The sequence below is a fragment of the Mesorhizobium sp. WSM1497 genome (assembly GCF_001672455.2).
Lineage (GTDB): Bacteria > Pseudomonadota > Alphaproteobacteria > Rhizobiales > Rhizobiaceae > Mesorhizobium > Mesorhizobium ciceri.
In genome coordinates this window covers 5,698,148-5,716,330 of record NZ_CP021070.1, presented here as the reverse complement: position 1 = coordinate 5,716,330, position 18,183 = coordinate 5,698,148, and the positions used below count along the sequence as shown (strand labels likewise).

Below are 18,183 nucleotides of genomic sequence, written 5' to 3'. Positions count from 1 at the left end.
GCTGGATTCCTCGCTTGTCTTGAGGTTCGGCCATCTAGTTCATTGTTGACTGTCGCCGGAAAGCGATATTTTTTGATAGGGGTCATCGAAATTTTCGATGCAGAGGTGGGCATGGACACTGAAAATCTGCGCAGCTTTCTCGAAGTCGCCACCCATGGCAGCTTCACCGTCGCAGCCAGCCGGCTCAACCTCGCGCAGTCCACCGTCAGCGCACGGATCAGGGGGCTAGAGGAGCAGTTGGGCCGCCGGCTTTTCGTGCGCGACCGCGATGGCGTCACGCTGACGCCGGCCGGCCGGCAGTTCCTGCCACATGCCTCTTCCATCACCCGCACCTGGGAGCAATCGCGGCAGGACATCGCCGTTCCCGATGGCTACGAGACCTTGCTGCGGCTGACCGCGCCTGCCTATCTGTGGGACCGCATCACCTCGCCATGGGTCGAGTGGATGCGCGCCAGGCGGCCGAACGTGGCGCTGCGGCTGGAGGGCAGCTTCCCGGACTCGGCGATCGACCAGCTGGCGGAAGGCCTGCTCGATATCTGCATCCTCTATCTGCCGCGGCCGCATCCCGGCATCGTCTACGAAACGCTGGCCGTCGATCAGGTCGTGCTGGTGCAGCACGCCGCGCAGAACAGGCCGTGGACCGAAAACTACATCCTGATGGACTGGGGGCTTGAGTTCCGCATCGAGCACGACCGCGCCTTTGCCGGCATGGTCAAGCCGGCCATATCGGCCGGACTGGTCTTCATCGGGCTGCAGCATGTGCTGTCGCAGCAGGCTGCCGCCTATCTGCCGCTCAGCGCCGTCAGCGGCCATATCGAGCGCGGCGAAATGCGGCGCATCAACGACGCGCCGGTGTTCCAGCGGCCGATCTACCTCGCCTATCCCTCCAATCCTGTTTCTTCGGATGTCCTGGATGTCGCGCTCACAGGCCTGCGCACGCTGGCCAGGGACTGGGCCGAAGGGCAGGGCTTTTCGGAAGGTGACCGTGCTCTCAGCATGGCCGGCCAGGTCTGACTGGCCAAGCCACGGAAGCGCGGCGCTATGCCGGCTCGGTCACGGCCGCTCTCTGCAGCCTGGCCAGTTCGGCGTAGGGAATGTGGCAGCGGATCGAATGGCCAGGCTGGGCCTCGCTCAGCGGCGGCTCCTGCTGTTCGCAGATCGGACCGATCTTGCGCGGGCAGCGCGTGTGGAACACGCAGCCCGACGGCGGATTGGTGGCGCTCGGGATTTCGCCGTCGAGACGAATGCGCGCCGTCTCGGTCTGGTCGAGTTTGGGCACGGCCGACAGCAGCGCTTCGGTGTAGGGATGATGCGGCCCGGAAAAGACCTCTTCCGACGGTCCGAGCTCCATGATGCGGCCGAGATAGAGCACGGCGATCTTGTCGGAGAGGTAACGCACCACGGCCAGATCATGCGAGATGAAGATGTAGCTGACGTCTTCCTTCGACTGCAGGTCGGCGAGCAGATTGAGGATGGCCGCCTGCACCGAGACGTCGAGCGCCGAGGTCGGCTCGTCGCAGACGACGATGCGCGGGTCGCCGGCGAAGGCGCGGGCGATGGCGACGCGCTGCTTCAGGCCGCCGGACAGTTGGCGCGGTTTTACAGCCAGATGCCGGTCCGTAAGCCGCACCGAGCGGACGAGGTCGTTGAGACGAGCCTCCAGCGCCTTGCCGGAGAGGCCCGCCAGCCGCTTCAGCGCGCGTCCGATCAGATGCCGGATCGAATGCGATCGGTTGAGTGCGGAGTCCGGGTTCTGGAAGACGATCTGCATCGCCTTGATCTGGTCGTCGCTGCGGTTCTCCAGCCTGGGCGCCAGCGCCTTGCCTTCCAGCTCGATGGTGCCGCCTGCGTCCGGCGGCACAAGGCCGAGCAGCAGCCTGGCGAAGGTCGTTTTGCCGCTGCCGGATTCGCCGACCAGCCCGAGCGTTTCGCCGGGCCGCAGGTCGAGCGACACGTCCTTCACGGCGCGCAGTGCATGGCCATGGCTGGCATAGGTCTTGTTCAGCCCGGTGACGCGCAGCACCGGCGCTGCCGCCGCCCTTGGTACAGGCGCCACATCGCTCGGCGTCGCGCGCGGCAGCGCCTGCGCCTTGTCGTGATGGAAGCAGCGCGACAGCCGGCCGCCCAGATCGTAGAGCGGTGGCAATTCGCTGCGGCAGCGGTCGTCGGCGAGCGCGCAGCGATCGGCGAAGGCGCAGCCCTTGATGTCGGCCCCGATGCCGGGAAGGAAGCCGGGAATGGTATCGAGGCGGCCCTGGTCCTTGCGCTGGCCCCCGCGCGGCAGGCAGCGCAGCAAGGCTACGGTGTAGGGATGGCGCGGGTCGTTGAAGACGACCTCCGTCGGCCCTTCCTCGACCAGCATGCCGGCATAGAGCACGCCGACCCGGTCGCACATGTTGGAGACGACGGCGAGGTTGTGGCTGATAAACAGGATCGAGGCCGACAGTTCTTGCCGCAGCTGTGCGATCAGGTCGAGCACTTCGGCCTCTACCGTCGCATCGAGGCCGGTGGTCGGCTCGTCGAGGATCAGCATCGAGGGATCGTTGGCCAGCGCCATGGCAATCGCCACGCGTTGCTGCATGCCGCCGGAAAGCTGGTGCGGGTAGCGCTGCATGACGCTGACGGGGTCGGAGATGCGCACGCGGTTCAGCATGGCAATCGCCCGGTCGGTGGCCGCTTGTCCCGAAATGCCGCCGAGTTCAAAAATCTCGGTCAACTGACGGCCGACGCGGATCGACGGGTTCAGCGCCTTGCCCGGGTCCTGATAGACCATGGAGACGCTTTCGGCCCGCGCCCGCCTGAGCGCCTCGGCGTCGAGTTTCATCACGTTCTGGCCGTCGAGCGATATCGTGCCGCCGGTGATAGAACCGTTTCTCGGCAGATAGCGCACCACCGTAAGCGCCACGGTGGATTTGCCGCAGCCGGATTCGCCGACCAGGCCATAGGCTTCGCCCTGGCCGATGGTGAGGCTGAGGTTACGCAGCACGGCGCGGTTGCGGCCGGCGACGCGGTAGGCAACCGAAAGATCGGTGACTTCGAGTGCGTTTTCGGCCTTGGCGGAGTTAGTCATTGAGCGCTCCGTGAACGCCGTCGGCGGCCAGATTGACGCCGATGACCAGCGAGGCGATGGCGAGCGCATCGAACAGCACCGTCCACCAGAAGCCGCCGCCGATCATGCCGTAATTGTTGGAGATCGACAGCCCCCAGTCGGGCGAGGGCGGCTGGATGCCGAAACCCATGAAGGAGAGCGTGGCGACGGCGAAGATGGCATAGCCGAGCCGCACAGTGGTTTCGACCAGGATCGGCGGAATGACGTTGGGCAGGATCTCGACGAACATCGTATGCAGGGCACTTTCATGCCTTAGCTGCGCGGCAGCGACATAGTCGAGTTCACGCTCGGCCAGCACCGCGGAGCGCACGGTGCGCGCGATGATCGGCGCGAAGCTTAAGCCGATGACAACGATGACCGTCGTCTTCGAGGTGCCGAGCGCAACGATCGCCAGCAACGCAACGATGACCACCGGGATCGCCATGAAGGCTTCCAGGATTCGGCTGACGACATCGTCGACGAGGCCGCGAAAATAGCCGGTGACGAGGCCGAGCGCCGTGCCGGCCACTGTCGCCAGCAAGGTCGCCAGCGGGGCGACGGTCAGGATGTCGCGCGAGCCGACGATGACGCGCGAGAAGACGTCGCGGCCGATCTGGTCGGTGCCGAACCAGTGTTCGGAAGAAGGCGGCGCCAGCGCGTTGATGATGTCGTCGGCGAGCGGGTCGTAGGGTGCGAAGTGCTCGCCGAACAGCGCGCAGGCAACCCAGAACAGCACGATGGCGAAACCGACAAGGAATGTTCGCGAGCGCAGCAGCGAGAAGAAGACCTCGGCCAGCGGGCCGCGCGGGCGCGTGTCGTCGGGTGTCGAGGAGGTGGTCTGGATGGTGCTCATTGGTCTGACCCCAGCCGGATGCGCGGATTGAGCACGGAATAGAGGAAGTCGGCGACAAGAGTGGCCACGGCATAGACGATGCCGATGGTGAGGATGCCCGATTCCAGCATCGGGAAATCCTTGCCGCGCGCGGCAGTGAAGATCAGCGAGCCGATGCCCTGGTAGCGAAACAGCGTTTCGATGACGACAAGGCCGCCGATGAGGTAGCCGGTCTGCGTGGCGATAACGGTGATGGTCGGCAGCAGCGCATTGCGCAGCACATGGCGCCAGATCACCGTGCGCCAGGGCAGGCCCTTCAGCACGGCCGTTCGCGTGTAGTCGGAATCGAGCGCTTCGATCATGCCGGAGCGCGCCATGCGGGCGATGTAGCCGAATAGCACCAGGAACAGCGGCAGCGACGGCAGGATCAGGTAGTAGAGCTGCGTGAAGAAGCCGGCGTCGCGCGGCCATGCGGCCGATATCGGCAGCCAGCGCAGCCAGACACCAAAGATCAGGATCAGGATGATGCCGGTGACGAATTCCGGCAGCACCGTCACCGACAGACCGCCGAGGCTGATGATGCGGTCGAGCGGGCGGTTGAGGTTGAGCGCGGCGACGACGCCGCCGAGGATGCCGATCGGTACCACCAGCACGAAGGCGACCGCCGCCAGCTTCATCGAATTGCCGAGCGCATCGATGACGAAAGGCGCGACCGGCGAGCGGAAGATGTAGGACGTGCCCATGTCGCCCTGGACGAAATTGGAGATCCAGCCCCAGTACTGTGCCAGCAGCGGGCGATCGACGCCGAGCGTGTGATTGAGCGCGTCGACCGCGCGCTGGTCGGCGAATGGACCCAATATGGCGCGCCCGACGTTGCCGGGCAGCACCTGGCCGCCCAGGAACACCATGATGCTGAGCAGGAACAGCGTCACCAGCGACAGCGAGACACGCCGGGCAAGGAAGGAGAGAATGGCTAAGACTCCTTGTGGAGCCAGCCCCATGCGGGAGCTGGCTGTTAGAGGATTGGCTTTCCCTTTGAGCATGATCCCGAAAAGTGGGGACCGGTTTTCGGAAAAGGTCATGCTCCAACAAAGAGTTAGTTCAGGCTTTCGATGCCTTGTCGAGGAACAGCTGCGACATGGCGGTCGGCTGTACGCCGGCCACGCCCTTCGCCGTCGCCGTCAGATAGTCGTAGAAATAGCCGAAAATAACAGGCGTTTCCTCGAGCAACAGCTTCTGGATCTTGCCGGCGTCGGCCTTCTGCGCCTCGAGGTCGAGTGCTGCGATGTAGCTGGTCGCCAGCGCGTCATAGTCCTTGTTCTTGAAATGCGCCGCATTCCAGGTGCCTTCGCTCTTCAGCGGTGCCGCAAGATAGACGTTCGGCACGCCGCGGTGGCCGTAGTCGGTGATGCCCATCACCGAATCCAGCCAGTTCGACTTGCCGAACACCGCGTCTCCGTAATAGCCGCTCTGGTCGAGGATGTTGAGGTCGAGCTCGACGCCGATCTCCTTGACCCAGTTCTGGATGAGCTGGGCGTATTCGGGGATTTCCAGGTAGCGTTCGGTGGTCAGGGTTATCTTGAAGCCCTGGCCAAGGCCGGCTGCTTCCATGAGCTGCTTGGCCTGGGCGATATCCTGCTTGCGTTGCGGCACGCTCGTATCGGTCGAAGGATAGACGGCGGCGAACGGGCTGTCATTGCCCAGGGCGGAGCGTCCCTTCATCAGGCCGGCGGCCAGCTTGTCGCGATCGAGGCAGAGCGCAATGGCTCGGCGCACGCGCGCATCCTTCAACGGACCCTCGTCGCAGCGCATGTGCAGCTGCTGATGGGCCGACGACTTCAGGCTGATGATGTCGATGTTCGGATCGTTGAGCAGAGCGACGCCGGCCAACACCGGCATCTGGTTGATGATGTCGACCTGTCCGCCCTGCAGCGCCAGGATCTGCGGCTGCATGTCAGTGAAGAAGGTGAATTCGGTGCGCTCGGGCAAGGCCTTCGGCCCCCAATAGTCCTCGTTGCGGACGAAGGACGCGCCGACCTTTGCCGTGTATTTCTCAATTCTGAACGGCCCGGTGCCGTCGAAGCTCTTTTCGTAGTCGCCCTTGTAGCTCGCCGGGATGATGACGGCGTTGTAGTTGTCGGACGACACCATGTAGGGGAAGTTGCCGTTCGGCGCATCGAGGTGGAATTCCACCGTGTAGTCGTCGACCTTCTTTGAAGCGCCTTTCTGCAGGATGCCGGTGAACACCGACAGCGCATTGGACGAGTTGGCCGGGTCGGCAAGGCGGTCGATGCTGGCCACGACGTCGTCGGCCTTCATCTCGCCGCCGCTGTGGAATTTTACGCCCTTGCGCAGCTTGAAGGTCCACACCGTGCCGTTGTCGTTCGGCTTCCAGCTTTCGGCCAAGGCCGGCTGCAGCACCAGATCGGGGCCGTCGACGCAAAGGAATTCGGCAACCTGCTGCATGATCAGCAGGCCGCCGGCGTCTGCAATGCTGACCGGGTCGATCGTCGCCGCCGGCACACTGCTGGCGACGCGGATGGTGGCGCCCGGCGCGCCCTGGGCGCGCGCCAGCGACGGCATGCCGCCAAGGCCGGCGGCCATGCCTATGCGGCCCAGCAGCGGCAGCGACAGGCCGAGCAGGCTGCCGTGACGGACGAAGTCGCGGCGGCTGACCCTGCCGTCGACGAGGCCGTCGATCAGGTGATTTTCAAGCGGCGTGCGATTGCGCCGGATCAGGTCGAGAATGCTGTGGTTCTTGCTCATGGGTTTTTACCCTTTCCCCTATTTCTTATGGTTGACGAAATTTTCGTGGATTGCTCCATTTTCCCGGCATCGGAGGCCTGTCTACCGGAACTTTAGCATGCGGTTTTGTCCGGTCCATCCAGTCGTGGCGTGGACGCTCGGGATTGTTGGCTGCACGGCTTCCACCGTCTTTGTCCAACCTTCCCGACCGAAATCGCGGCGGTTGGCTTCTCGTGTCTGGCCGTCGGTCTTGGCCGCTAGCCGTCATCTAGTTCAGCGGCAAACGGCGATAGGTTCCGGGCTTTGCCGGGTCATGATACTTGTTGCACGGTCCTTTCTCGGTAAAGTCTCTGTGACAGGCAGCGAGGTTTTCGCGCGACAAGGTGACGCCGAGACCGGGACCTTCCGGAACGCGCACGAAATTGTTCTTCGGCGAAAACGGTCCTTCCTCGGTGACATCCATCGGCAGCATGCGAAACAGCGACTGGTTCGGCTCCCTGATCCAGCCGAGTGCCGCGCACAGATGCAGATAGGCGGCGCTGCCGATGCCGCTGTCGCCGCTGTAGCACCAGAAATCGATCCCGGCATGCTCGCAGGCGCCGACGAAGCGCAGCAGCCGGCCGATGCCGCCATGCGTCGTCGGGTTGCCGACGAACGCGTCCGGCACTTTGGTTTCCATGGCGCGCGCAATGTCGATGTTGTGGGTCGAGAACGGGATCGAGCAATGGCGCCGCAACTCGCGCATCTCCTCGATGGTCGCCACCGGATCCTCCCAGTTGCGCACGCCCAACTCTTCCAGCGGGCGCGCCAGCCGCCGCGCGGTGCTGAGCGAATAGGCCTGGTTGGAATCGACACGGATCATCGCATCGTCGCCGAGTTTTCTGCGGATCAGCTCGACCATCCTGAGCGATATTTTCGGATCTTCGGTCGAGAACTTGCCTTCGAAGAAAGTCGTTCCATGCGTCTCGTGCAATTCGACGCAATAGTCGGCGACTTCCTCGGGCGCCGTCTCGCCCTTCACCTTTGGCCCATCACCGCGCAGCGAAAAATAGTCGGTGAACGGGATATCCTTGCGTACGGCGCCGCCGAGCAACTGGTAGAGCGGCTGGTTCCACGCCTTGCCGCGCAGGTCCCACAAAGCCATCTCGATGGCGCCGAAAGCCATGATGCGTGTGCGGTCGTTGATCGACTGCACGCCGGTCCAAAAGGGCAGGCAGACATGCTCGGCGCCGGCGATGTCGAAGGCATCGCGCCCGACCAGCCGCGGCGCCAGGACATCGTTGATGATCGCGGCCGCCGCTGGCGTCGGCGCTTCGCCGAGGCCGACCAGGCCATCCTCGGTCTCGACTTCGACGACGGTCGGGGAAAATCCGTCGAGTTCGCCGAACACCCAGGCATAGGGCGCTTCGAGGCGCAGATTGATCGGCGTGGCTTTGATGCTGCGGATTTTCATCTCAGCGCCCGACCTCGAAGAACGGCGCGCCGAGCAGATCGGGAACGACGTCTATGCCGAGACCCGGCCCGTCTGGAATGCCCATGCGGCTGCCGGTGACTGGTGGCATGTTCGATGCCGTGCGCACCGTCACCCATTCATGGAAGGCGATGGCGTGCAGCCGGCGCTCTTCCGGCGTCGACAGCGACAGATGCGCCATCGCCGCGGTGTCGATCTCGGCGCCGCCCGTGTCCTCGACCGTGATCATGAAGCCGAGGTCGACGGCAACGTCGCGGATCTGGCGCGTCTTCGTCACGCCGCCAAGGCGCGACATCTTCAGCGTCAGCCCGTCGGCCGCGCCCAGGCGATGAATTTCCAGCATCGCCTCGAGCGAGGTGACGGATTCGTCGAGCACCATCGGCTTGTCGAGCATGCGGCGCACCGACATGTTTTCATCGATCGTGGTGCAGGGCTGCTCGAACGTGTAGTCGATGGCGCGCGTGGCATCGGCGAATTGGCGCGCCTGATAGGGAGTCCAGCCGGCATTGGCGTCGCAGAAGATGACCGTGCCTTTCGGCACCGAGGAGGCAACCGCGATGACGCGTTCGATGTCGTCATGGACATTGCCGCCGACCTTGACCTGCAGCCGGTGGAAGCCGTCCTTGACGATGCGCTTGGCCAGCGCGGCCATGGCGTCGACGCTCCCGTGCGTGACGACCTTGTAGAGTTCCGCGGTGTCGCTTTCCTTGCCGCCGAGCAGCGTGACCAGCGGCACGTCGGCTGCGCGCGCCGCCAGATCCCAGCAGGCCATGTCGAGCGCCGACTTGATGTAGGGATGGCCCTTGAACACCGTGTCCATCAGCCGCCCGATGCTGGCCAGCCCGCGCGGATCGCGGCCGATCAGATGCGGCGCGATCTCGACCACGCCGGCGCGAACGCCGGCGGGGAAGGCGGCCGAGTAAAAATTGCCGAGCGGCGCCATCTCGCCCCAGCCGGTGATGCCGCTGTCTGATGTCATGGACACGATCACCGCGTCGAAGGCGTCGGCCTCGCGCCCCTTCGACATGCGGTATGGCCCGTCAACGAAGGGCTGCATGACGTGGTAGGCCTTGATGGTCTCGATCTGCACGTGTCTTGTCCGCTGTCTGTGGTGTTGGGAACGGGTCAGGCGCCCCTCGATGGGCGTTGTTCGAGGCCGCGGGCGTAGGCAAGCAACTCCTCGAAGTCGAGATCGATATGCTCCCTGGCATGGCGCTGGGCCGCACGCATGTCCTTGCCCTTCAGCAATCGCACATAGGTTTCGTGAACGTCTTCGGCCGGCACCGGCTCGTTGCGGGCATGCTGGTGGAGCGCGAAATACATCTGCAGCCGGCTGGTCAGCCGCTGCCAGGTTTCCAGCAGCACCGAATTGTCGGCCCATTCGTAGATCAGGCCATGCAGTTGCAGCGCGGTTTCGATCTGGCGTGTCGTGTCCAATGCGCGGGTCGCCTGCTTCACGGCTTCGTGGCGCCGGTCGAGTTCGTCGAAGAAGCGCTGGTCACGCAGCGGCCACGCCCGTTCGATGGCCAGCTCGTCCATCACCTTGTTGAACGAATAGGCATCGTCGATGTCCTTGGCTGTGACCTCGATGACGAAGGTGCCGGCATAGGGGATGCTGGTCAGGATTCCTTCCTGGACCAGCTCGCGCATCGCCTCGCGCAGCGGCGCGCGGCTGACCCGCATCTGTTCGGAGATACGGAGCTCGTTGAGCTTCTGGCCGGGTGCGAGCTGCCCGGTCAGGATCGCGCGCCGCAACAGCGCAACGATCTCGGCGCGTCGCGTCGTGTCCGCGATCGGACTGAAATCCGCTTTCGCCATTCGGCCACTCCCAGGAAACCGAAAGCAAGACAAGCAGATTGTCGACAATCTAACAAGAGGCTATCTCAATTGATTGGCCAACGCTGCTGAGACCGTTTCGAAATTCCCTCTGGCGAGTCATATGGAGCCGCTGTGGAACGGTTGCCGCCGCTGAATGCGATCAAGACTTTTGAAGTTGCCGCCCGTGCCGGCAGCTTCACTCTGGCCGCCTCTGAACTCGGCGTGTCCTCTGCAGCGGTCAGCCAGCAGATACGCAATCTCGAAACCTGGTTCGGCAAGCAGCTGTTCGTGCGCAGCGGCAACCGCATCGCGCTCACCGACGCCGATCGCCTCGGCAAGGCTCGGCCTGGGCATCGCGCTTGGCCAGCGGGTCATGGCGCGCGCCGATCTGGAGGCCGGTAGGCTGATTGCGCTCTCCTCCGTCTCGGTGCGCCTTGGGCACCCCTATTGTGCATTCATGCGGCCAAGGTCGACCGGGCCGATGTTGCCGGTCTGGTGGAACTGCTCAGTCGAGCGGCGCCCGCGACCTGTGGGAAGGCCGGGGCGCCGCGCTGAAGCCGGATCCTGACGGGGGTGTTCAGGTGGCCGGCTTTTCCGGTATCGGCGATACGGGCGCTCCGGGGCCGATCTTCTGCAGATTGCCCGTAATCACCTGGTCGCCCTCGGCGACGCCGCTGAGGATGGCGACCTGATCGCCGCTCGTCGGTCCGAGCGAAACCAGCCGCTGGTCGACCGTGTTGCCCTTGCCGACGACATAGAGATATTTGCCGAGCTGGCTTGAGCCCAGCGCCGTCTGGGGCACCATCAGCGCATCGGCCTGCTCTCTCACATGCAGCCGGACACGGACATATTGGCCCGGCAGCAGCGTAAACTTGCCATTGCCGATCGTCGCGCGCGCCGTGATCGTGCCGGTCGAGCGGTCGACCGAATTGTCGATGAAGGTAAGCTCGCCCTTCTGGCTTGCCTCGGTCTGGCCGGGGAGCAGGACATCCACTTCGATCGGGCCGTTCGCACGGGCTTGCTCGATCTCGGTCAGATCCGTCTCGCTCGGGTTGAAGGTGACGTAGATCGGGTCGAGCTGCACCAGCGTGTTGAGCACGGTGCCGGCGACGCTGACCAGCGTTCCGACCGAGGCCTGGTTGCGGCCAAGGCGCCCGGCAAACGGCGCCCGGATTTCAGCGTAGCTCAGATTGAGCTCTGCCGTGCGGACCGCCGCCTGGTTCAGCGCCAGCGATGCCTGCGCTTCGCGCAAGGTGCTGGTGCGCTGGTCGAAGCCGTCCTTGGCGAGGTAGCCGCTCTTGGCGAGCTCGGTGCCGCGACCAAGATTCGAGCGGGCATAGTCGAGCGTCGCTGTGTCGCGCTGCACTTGGGCCTTGGCCTGGTCGAGCGCCGCCTGGAAGTCGTCAGGCGAGATCTTGTAGAGGAGATCGCCTTGCCGGACGTCGACGCCGTCGGCTGCAGTCTGCTCCTGCAGATAGCCGGGAATCCTCGCCTGTAAGGTGATGCTGCGGATCGGCTCTGTCCGCGCGGCATAGTCGAGGTAGATCGGGATCGTCTTCTTGACGACACTGACCACCGGCACCGGCATGACGAACGCCGCCGGGGCGGGCGCCGCACCTGCCGTGCCGGCATTGAGGCTGAGATTGCCCATATCGAGCAGGTGGACGCTGGCCACCGAGATCGCACCCAGCGCGACAGCCGTTCCCAACGCGATTTTCCATTTACGCATGATCAGTCTCCAATCTTATTCGGCCGCTTCCGCCAGGGGCGGTAAAGCGTGCTCAGCAGTTGGTTCATTGTCTTGAGAGGTGGGCTCGTCTTTGCCGCGGCGTTCACGCAGCTGTTCGATGACCGCGTAGAACACCGGCACGAACACCAGCGACAGGATGGTCGCCGCGACCATGCCGCCGAACACGGTGGTGCCGATCGACTGCCGGCTTGCCGCACCGGCGCCGGTCGCAAACATCAGCGGCAGCACGCCGAGGATGAAGGCGAAGGCCGTCATAAGGATCGGCCGCAGCCTGAGCCGTGCCGCCTCCATCGCCGCGTCGACGATGCTGAGGCCTTCCTCGCGCCGTCGCCTTGCGAATTCGACGATCAGGATCGCGTTCTTGGCCGCCAGGCCGATCAGCATGACGAAGCCGATCTGCGAGTAGACGTCGATCTGCATGCCACGCAGCAACAACGCTGCGAAGGCGCCGAACAGGGCCAGTGGCACCGCCAACAGCACCATGAACGGCATCGCCCAGCTCTCATACTGCATCGCCAGGATCAGGAAGACGAAGACAATGGCGAGGCCGAAGACGACGGACGCGATCGATCCTGCCTTGAGCTCCTGGAAGGTGATGCCGGTCCATTCGAAACCGAAATCCCTTGGCAGCGCGGTTGCAGCGGCCCGTTCCATGGCGGCAACCGCCTGGCCGGAGGAAAAGCCCGGTGCGGCGCCGCCATTGATCGAGGCCGAGGCATTGTTGTTGTAGTGCGGCACGGTCTCCGGGCCGACGAAGGGCACGAGTTTGCCCAGCGTCGAGAGCGGCACCATGCCGCCGGAGGCATTGCGCACATAGAGCCGCGAAATGTCGGCGGCACCCGCACGTGCATCCTTGTCGGCCTGGATGGTCACCCGGAAGGTGCGGCCAAACAGGTTGAAGTCGTTGACGTAGAGCGAGCCGAGATAGATCTGCAGCGTGTTGAAGACATCGGGCAGGTTGAGGCCGAGCAGTTTGGCCTTGCTGCGGTCGAGGTCGTAGTTGAACTGTGGCGTCGAGGTCGAGAACGGCGAGAACAGCTGCTGCGGGTTGATTTCCGGCTGCTTGCGCGCCTCGGCGATCACGGCTTGCGTCGCATCGTTGAGGGCTGAACTGCCGCGGCCGGTCAGATCCTCGACGACGAACTCGAAGCCGCCCGTCGTGCCGATACCGGGGATCGACGGCGGATCGAAGCTCAGCGCGAAGGCTTCCGGGATCTGCATCAGCTTGCCGCGCACATCGGCGACGAGCTTCGACGCGCTCTGGTCGGGGCCCCGCTCCTCCCACGGCTTTAGGATGGCGAATTCGACCGCCGAATTCGATTGCGCGGCACTGGTCAGGAAGTTCAGGCCGCTGATCGAGCCGACGATGTCGACGCCGGGCGTCGCCTGCAGGATGTCACGCGCCTTCTGCGCCACCGCGTCGGTGCGTTCCAGCGACGCGCCGTCGGGCAACTGGATGACGACGAAGAAATAGCCCTGGTCCTCGACCGGAAGGAAGGTCGAGGGCAGCCGCTGCCAGACGAAGTAGGTGGCGACCAGCCCCGCCGCGAACAGGCCGAGCATGATCCAGCGCAAGCGGATGAGGATGCGCACACCATTGGCATAGGCGTGCGACAGCCTGTCGAAGCCGGTGTTGAACCAGCGGAACGGGGCGAACTGCGTTTCGCCGCGATGCCGCAGGAAGGCGGCACTGAGCGCGGGGCTCAGCGTCAGCGAGTTGAAGGCGGAGATGCCGACGGAGATCGCCACCGTCAGTGCGAACTGGTTGTAGAGCTTGCCGGAGACGCCGGGAATGAAGGCGACCGGCACGAACACCGCCATCAACACCGCGGTGGTGGCGATGATCGGGCCGGTGACCTCGGTCATTGCGGCCTTGGTCGCCGCAAGCGGTTTGAGCCCGGCCTCCAGCTGTCGTTCGACATTCTCGACCACGACGATGGCGTCGTCGACGACGAGGCCGATCGCCAGCACCATGCCGAGCAGGGACAGCATGTTGAGCGAGAAGCCGAGCATCTCCATGACGACCAGCGTCGCCACCAGCGACACCGGAATGGCGATGGTCGGGATGATCGTCGTGCGCCAGCTTTGCAGGAAGAGGAACACCACGGCGACGACCAGCACCAGCGCTTCGCCGAGCGTGATCAGCACGTCATGCATCGACGCCGAGACGAAGCGGGTGGTGTCGTAGTGCATCGCATAGGACACGCCCTTCGGGAAACGACCCGACAGCTCCTGCATCTTGTCCTTGACGCGCTGCTGCAGATCGAGCGCGTTGGAGCCGGGCATCTGGTAAACGGCAAGCACCACGGTCGGGTCTTTACCGAAGAAGGCAGACGACGAATATTGCAGCGCGCCGAGTTCGATGCGGGCGACGTCGCGCAGCCTGACCAGCGAGCCGGTATCGGTGTTGGCGCGCACGACGATGTCGCCGAATTCCTTGGGATCGCTCAAGCGGCCGACGGCGTTGACCTGCATCTCGAAGGCGGTGCCGGCGGGCGCCGGCGACTGGCCGATCTTGCCGGCCGCCACCTGGACGTTCTGCTCGGCGATGGCGTTTTGCACATCGACGGCGGTGATGCCGAGATTGGCGAGCTTGTCGGGATCGAGCCAGACGCGCATCGAATAGCGCCGCTCGCCGAAGATCTGCACGTCGCCGACGCCGGGCAGCCGCTTCAGCGGGTCGACCACCTGCAGATAGGCAAGGTTGCTCAGCGCCACCGGATCGACCGAACTGTCGGGCGAAGTCAGGTTGACGATGAGGACGAAATTCGGATTCTGCTTCTTGATCGTCACGCCGCCCTGGTTGACGATCGCCGGCAGCGACGAGGCGGCCTGCGAGACGCGGTTCTGCACGTCGACGGCGGCGGTGCTCAGCGAATAGCCGACATCGAAGGTGATGGTGATGGTCGAGGAGCCGTCATTGGAACTCGTCGACGACATGTAGGTCATGCCCTGCACGCCGTTGATCTGCTGCTCCAGCGGCGTCGTCACCGTGTCGGCCACCACTTGTGCGCTGGCGCCCGGATAATGGGCGCTGACCACGACCTGCGGCGGCGTGATGTCGGGAAATTGCGAGACGGGCAGCAGGAAATAACAAATCGACCCGGCGAGCACCATGATGATGGCGATCGCCGAGGCGAAGATCGGACGGTGAATGAAAAAGTTTACCACGACACGCACGCCTCTCCGGCTGCTGTTGCCCGCCCGAAGGCCCTGGCAACCCTGGACAGCCTTTGGCCGCGCTTGTCACCGAGGCCGTCCCGCGAACGCAGCAACCGCACCTCGCCACGCTGCGTATCGGCGAGCGAGCGCAACATCGTCTCGAAGGCGCGCGGGTCGACGCCATCGGCTTTCATGACCAGCCGGATCATCGGATCCCGGACGGCTTCATCTATGGTAAGATCGCGGCGCTGTGGCATGGCCGGCTCCTTGTCTGTCGATTCGCAGCCCGTGCTCGCGAACCGTTTTCATTTCTTCACCGGCCGAGGCCGCATGATTGGCAGTTTCTCGCCCCTCTCGTCTGGCAGGGCCGTTCACGGCCTTGTTATTGACGGTGGACGATATAGGTGTTACCAGTAAGTAACATTCTGGAAGTTACAGACCGGTAACACCCTAGTCAAGAGGTGGCCGAGGGTTTTTTGGAAACGAAAGGAGATCATGATGGCAGACGGCATCGTGGAGCGCTCTCGTCCCCGGGATCGGATCCTGGAGACGGCACGCGACATGTTCCACAAGCATGGCATCAAGGGCGTCGGCGTCGACGCCATCACCGAAGCTGCCGGCACGAACAAGATGACGCTCTATCGTCACTTCGAATCCAAGGACGAACTGATCGTCGAATGCCTGCGCGCCAATGCGGCCAAGGCCGGCGCTATGTGGGAAGCATTCGAGGCCGAATTCCCTGGTGACAAGCTTGCCCAGCTGCATGCCTGGGTTCGCAAGGCGGCTGCCATGCTCAATGCGGACGGCCGCGGCTGCGACATGGCCAATGCCGCCGCTGAGCTGACCGAGCCGGACCATCCGGCCAGGCTGGTGATCAAGGAGCTCAAGGAGGCCCAGCGCGCGCGCCTTGTGACGCTATGTCGGGATGCCGGCATTGGTCAGGCCGAACTGCTCGCCGATACGCTGTCGCTGCTGTTCGAGGGCGCGCGTGTCAGCGTGCAGACCGTGGGTACGGAAGGTCCGAGCACCCAGTTCGTGCGCATGGCCGAAGGGCTGATCGTTTCGTTCCGGGGCGCTGCCGCCGGTTGAGATTCGCCACGATTGTTGGCGGGTTACGGCTCTATGACGGAGGGCCGCGTACGCCTTTGACCCAGGCGGTATGGAAACTCCGGCGGCCAAACGAAAAAAGCCCGCTGCCGGGAGGAGGTGGCAGCGGGCTCGATTTTCGAATGTGGCGCGGGAGGAGGTGCACCCCATTCAGCGTCGGCATCGCATCTGGGAGGAGTAGATGGCCGACAACCAGAACCTACGAGTTGCCCAACGATTCGGCAACAAAGAAACTTGCATAGCTGCTGTGCAGATTTGCCGTGCCAATTATCATACAAATCCGGCAACAGGCATTTTTGCAGGCCGCCTGCTTCACTGCACCGGCACGTTTTCCCTGAAGATCAAGCGCGGTTCGATGAACTTGCGCGTCAGATAGGGTGCGGAGGAGGCAATCGAGCCGAGCAGGCGAATGACCGACTGCTCGGCGATCAGCCGCGCATTCTGGTCGATGACGACATCGGCGAGATCGTCGACGAGATGACCGCGCGTGTCCTTGGTCAGGTCGTGGCAGATGAACACCGGCTTGCGGTTCGGCCTGGCCTCGCGGATCGCCTTTGCAACGCCCGAATGTCCAGCTCCGACGCAATAAATGCCGAGCAACTCTGGCTCGTCGTGCAGTGCCTTCATGGTCTCGGTGTAGCTGGCATCGGGCTCGTCGTTGATCTCGACGGCGCTGCTGACGGTCAGATTGGGAAACTCCTCATTGAGCACCGAGCGGAAACCCATCTCGCGTTCCTCGTGGCCGCGATAGGAACGTGAGCCGACGACCATCGCCAGATGGCCGGTGCGGCCGCCAAGGAAGCGTCCCATCAGCAGCGCCGCCGTTCGTCCCGCCACCCGGTTGTCGATGCCGACATAGGCCGCGCGCGGTGCCGTCGGAACATCGGACACCAGCGTCACCAGACGCATGCCGGCTTCGACGATGTCGCGCAGGATGTTGCGCGTACGCGGATGATCGACAGCGATCACGCCAACGCCATTGGCCCTGAGCGACAGGTTTTCGACAGCGCTCTGCAGTGCGTTCGGCGAGATACCGGCGAGATTGTGGATCCGGCACGAGGCGACAAGCGGCAGACGCGCGGCGTAGTCCTCGATATGCCCGGCGAGATCGCGCATGAAGGCATTGCTGCCGATCGGCAGCAGGAATTCGAGATGGGCGGGCCGCGAGGGCAGCGTCACCTGATCGGCGACCGGCAGGTAGCCGAGTTGCTTGGCCGCCTCCATGACGCGCTGGCGGTTGGCCGCACTCGCACCCGGCCGGTTGTTCAGCACCCTGTCGACCGTTGCGGTCGACAGCCCGCAATTGCGGGCGATATCCGAGACGGTGGCTTTCATGCCGCTACCTATGCGCCCTGCGATGCCGCGCCAGACAAGCGATGCGATCTGAGGCAGCGGTGATTGCCGCCATCACGACAGTCAGTGCGACGGCTTGCCATCGGTGATGGCATCGCGGATTTCCTTGTCCGACATGCCGGTGATGATCCGCTCTACCTCCGCCACGCTGGTCGTCTTCGGGTCGATGTCGTCGGCGACCACCTTGCCCCGGCGCATGACGACGATGCGGTCGACCACCTGGAAGACATGGTGGATGTTGTGGGCGATGAAAATGCAGGAGTGACCGGAATCGCGGGCGCTGCGCACGAAACTCAGCACGCCCTGTGTTTCGGCGACGCCCAGATTGTTGGTGGGCTCGTCGAGGATGATCAGGTCGCTGTCGAAATGCATGGCGCGCGCGATCGCCACCGCCTGACGCTCGCCGCCGGAGAGCGAACCGATCGGCGTCGTCGGCGGGATGTTCTTCGAGATGCCGACCTGCTTGAGCAGGTCGCGGGCAACCGTGTTCATCGCCTCCTGGTCCATCCGGTTGAGGAAGCGCGGCGGTTTGATCGGCTCGCGTCCGAGGAACAGATTGCGGGCGATCGACAGTTGCGTGACCAGTGCGGAGTCCTGGTAGATCGTCTCGATGCCATGGGCGATGGCGTCGCTGGTGCTGCGCAGGCTCACCTTCTTGCCACGGATGAAGATATCGCCGCTGGTCAGCGGAACGGCACCCGAAAGCACCTTGATCAGCGTCGACTTGCCGGCGCCATTGTCGCCGAGCAAGCCGACGATCTCCCGTTCATTGACATGGAAATTGGCATCCTCCAGCGCCTGCACGCGGCCGTAGGACTTGCGGATGTTCGTCATGCGGATCAGTGGCTCGGCCATGG

The 18,183-nt window shown here is 64.1% G+C and carries 15 protein-coding genes; 3 read left to right on the top strand and 12 right to left on the bottom strand.

What is annotated here, in order from left to right:
• The first annotated feature begins 111 nt into the window (after positions 1-111).
• Positions 112-1,014, top strand: coding sequence for a LysR family transcriptional regulator (locus A9K65_RS28140; protein ID WP_064995193.1), 903 nt, complete (start codon positions 112-114; stop codon positions 1,012-1,014).
• Between the two features lie 25 nt (positions 1,015-1,039).
• Here the strand turns inward: A9K65_RS28140 and A9K65_RS28135 are convergent, their stop codons facing one another.
• The 7 genes from A9K65_RS28135 to A9K65_RS28105 all read right to left on the bottom strand — a co-directional run bounded on the left by A9K65_RS28135 (position 1,040) and on the right by A9K65_RS28105 (position 9,954).
• The gene (locus tag A9K65_RS28135) at positions 1,040-3,070 is read right to left on the bottom strand and encodes an ABC transporter ATP-binding protein (RefSeq protein ID WP_064995096.1); all 2,031 of its coding nucleotides are present in this window, start codon (positions 3,068-3,070) and stop codon (positions 1,040-1,042) included.
• Entirely contained in the window at positions 3,063-3,941 is an 879-nt protein-coding gene (locus tag A9K65_RS28130; protein WP_027163828.1) for an ABC transporter permease, read from the bottom strand. The genes A9K65_RS28135 and A9K65_RS28130 overlap by 8 nt, the downstream gene beginning before the upstream one ends.
• Complete coding sequence (locus A9K65_RS28125) at positions 3,938-4,921, bottom strand: ABC transporter permease (RefSeq protein WP_181172681.1); 984 nt, start codon at positions 4,919-4,921, stop codon at positions 3,938-3,940. Before A9K65_RS28125 ends, A9K65_RS28130 begins: the two co-directional genes overlap by 4 nt.
• A 100-nt stretch (positions 4,922-5,021) precedes the next feature.
• Positions 5,022-6,686 carry an ABC transporter substrate-binding protein gene (locus A9K65_RS28120; RefSeq protein WP_064995097.1) on the bottom strand — a complete coding sequence of 555 codons (1,665 nt, stop codon included), beginning with the start codon at positions 6,684-6,686 and terminating at the stop codon, positions 5,022-5,024.
• A 247-nt stretch (positions 6,687-6,933) separates the two neighbouring features.
• On the bottom strand, positions 6,934-8,118 hold the full coding sequence (locus A9K65_RS28115; RefSeq protein WP_064995098.1) for a mandelate racemase/muconate lactonizing enzyme family protein: 1,185 nt from the start codon (positions 8,116-8,118) through the stop codon (positions 6,934-6,936).
• Between the two features lies 1 nt (position 8,119).
• On the bottom strand, positions 8,120-9,226 hold the full coding sequence (locus tag A9K65_RS28110) for a mandelate racemase/muconate lactonizing enzyme family protein (protein WP_064995099.1): 1,107 nt from the start codon (positions 9,224-9,226) through the stop codon (positions 8,120-8,122).
• A gap of 35 nt (positions 9,227-9,261) precedes the next feature.
• Complete coding sequence (locus tag A9K65_RS28105) at positions 9,262-9,954, bottom strand: GntR family transcriptional regulator (RefSeq protein WP_023808713.1); 693 nt, start codon at positions 9,952-9,954, stop codon at positions 9,262-9,264.
• 132 nt (positions 9,955-10,086) lie between these two features.
• Between A9K65_RS28105 and A9K65_RS36550 the strand changes: the two genes are divergently transcribed.
• A complete protein-coding gene (locus A9K65_RS36550; protein ID WP_064995100.1) occupies positions 10,087-10,356 on the top strand; it encodes a LysR family transcriptional regulator in 270 nt (89 codons plus the stop codon).
• 175 nt (positions 10,357-10,531) lie between these two features.
• Here A9K65_RS36550 and A9K65_RS28095 read toward each other — a convergent pair whose 3' ends face one another.
• Genes A9K65_RS28095 through A9K65_RS28085 form a run of 3 tightly spaced genes read right to left on the bottom strand, consistent with a single transcriptional unit; the run spans position 10,532 to position 15,123 of the window.
• Positions 10,532-11,683 carry an efflux RND transporter periplasmic adaptor subunit gene (locus A9K65_RS28095; RefSeq protein WP_013532876.1) on the bottom strand — a complete coding sequence of 384 codons (1,152 nt, stop codon included), beginning with the start codon at positions 11,681-11,683 and terminating at the stop codon, positions 10,532-10,534.
• Positions 11,684-11,698: 15 nt separating this feature from the next.
• Positions 11,699-14,875, bottom strand: coding sequence for a multidrug efflux RND transporter permease subunit (locus A9K65_RS28090; RefSeq protein WP_024502613.1), 3,177 nt, complete (start codon positions 14,873-14,875; stop codon positions 11,699-11,701).
• Positions 14,869-15,123, bottom strand: coding sequence for a hypothetical protein (locus A9K65_RS28085; RefSeq protein WP_064995101.1), 255 nt, complete (start codon positions 15,121-15,123; stop codon positions 14,869-14,871). Before A9K65_RS28085 ends, A9K65_RS28090 begins: the two co-directional genes overlap by 7 nt.
• A 241-nt stretch (positions 15,124-15,364) precedes the next feature.
• On the opposite strand from A9K65_RS28085, the gene A9K65_RS28080 reads away from it, so the two are divergent.
• Positions 15,365-15,955, top strand: coding sequence for a TetR/AcrR family transcriptional regulator (locus A9K65_RS28080; protein ID WP_013532873.1), 591 nt, complete (start codon positions 15,365-15,367; stop codon positions 15,953-15,955).
• Between the two features lie 330 nt (positions 15,956-16,285).
• On the opposite strand, the gene A9K65_RS28070 is transcribed toward A9K65_RS28080, so the two are convergent.
• On the bottom strand, positions 16,286-17,308 hold the full coding sequence (locus A9K65_RS28070) for a LacI family DNA-binding transcriptional regulator (protein ID WP_064995102.1): 1,023 nt from the start codon (positions 17,306-17,308) through the stop codon (positions 16,286-16,288).
• A gap of 81 nt (positions 17,309-17,389) precedes the next feature.
• Positions 17,390-18,181, bottom strand: a complete 792-nt coding sequence (locus A9K65_RS28065; protein WP_013532870.1) for an ATP-binding cassette domain-containing protein — start codon at positions 18,179-18,181, stop codon at positions 17,390-17,392.
• Between the last annotated feature and the right edge of the window lie 2 nt (positions 18,182-18,183).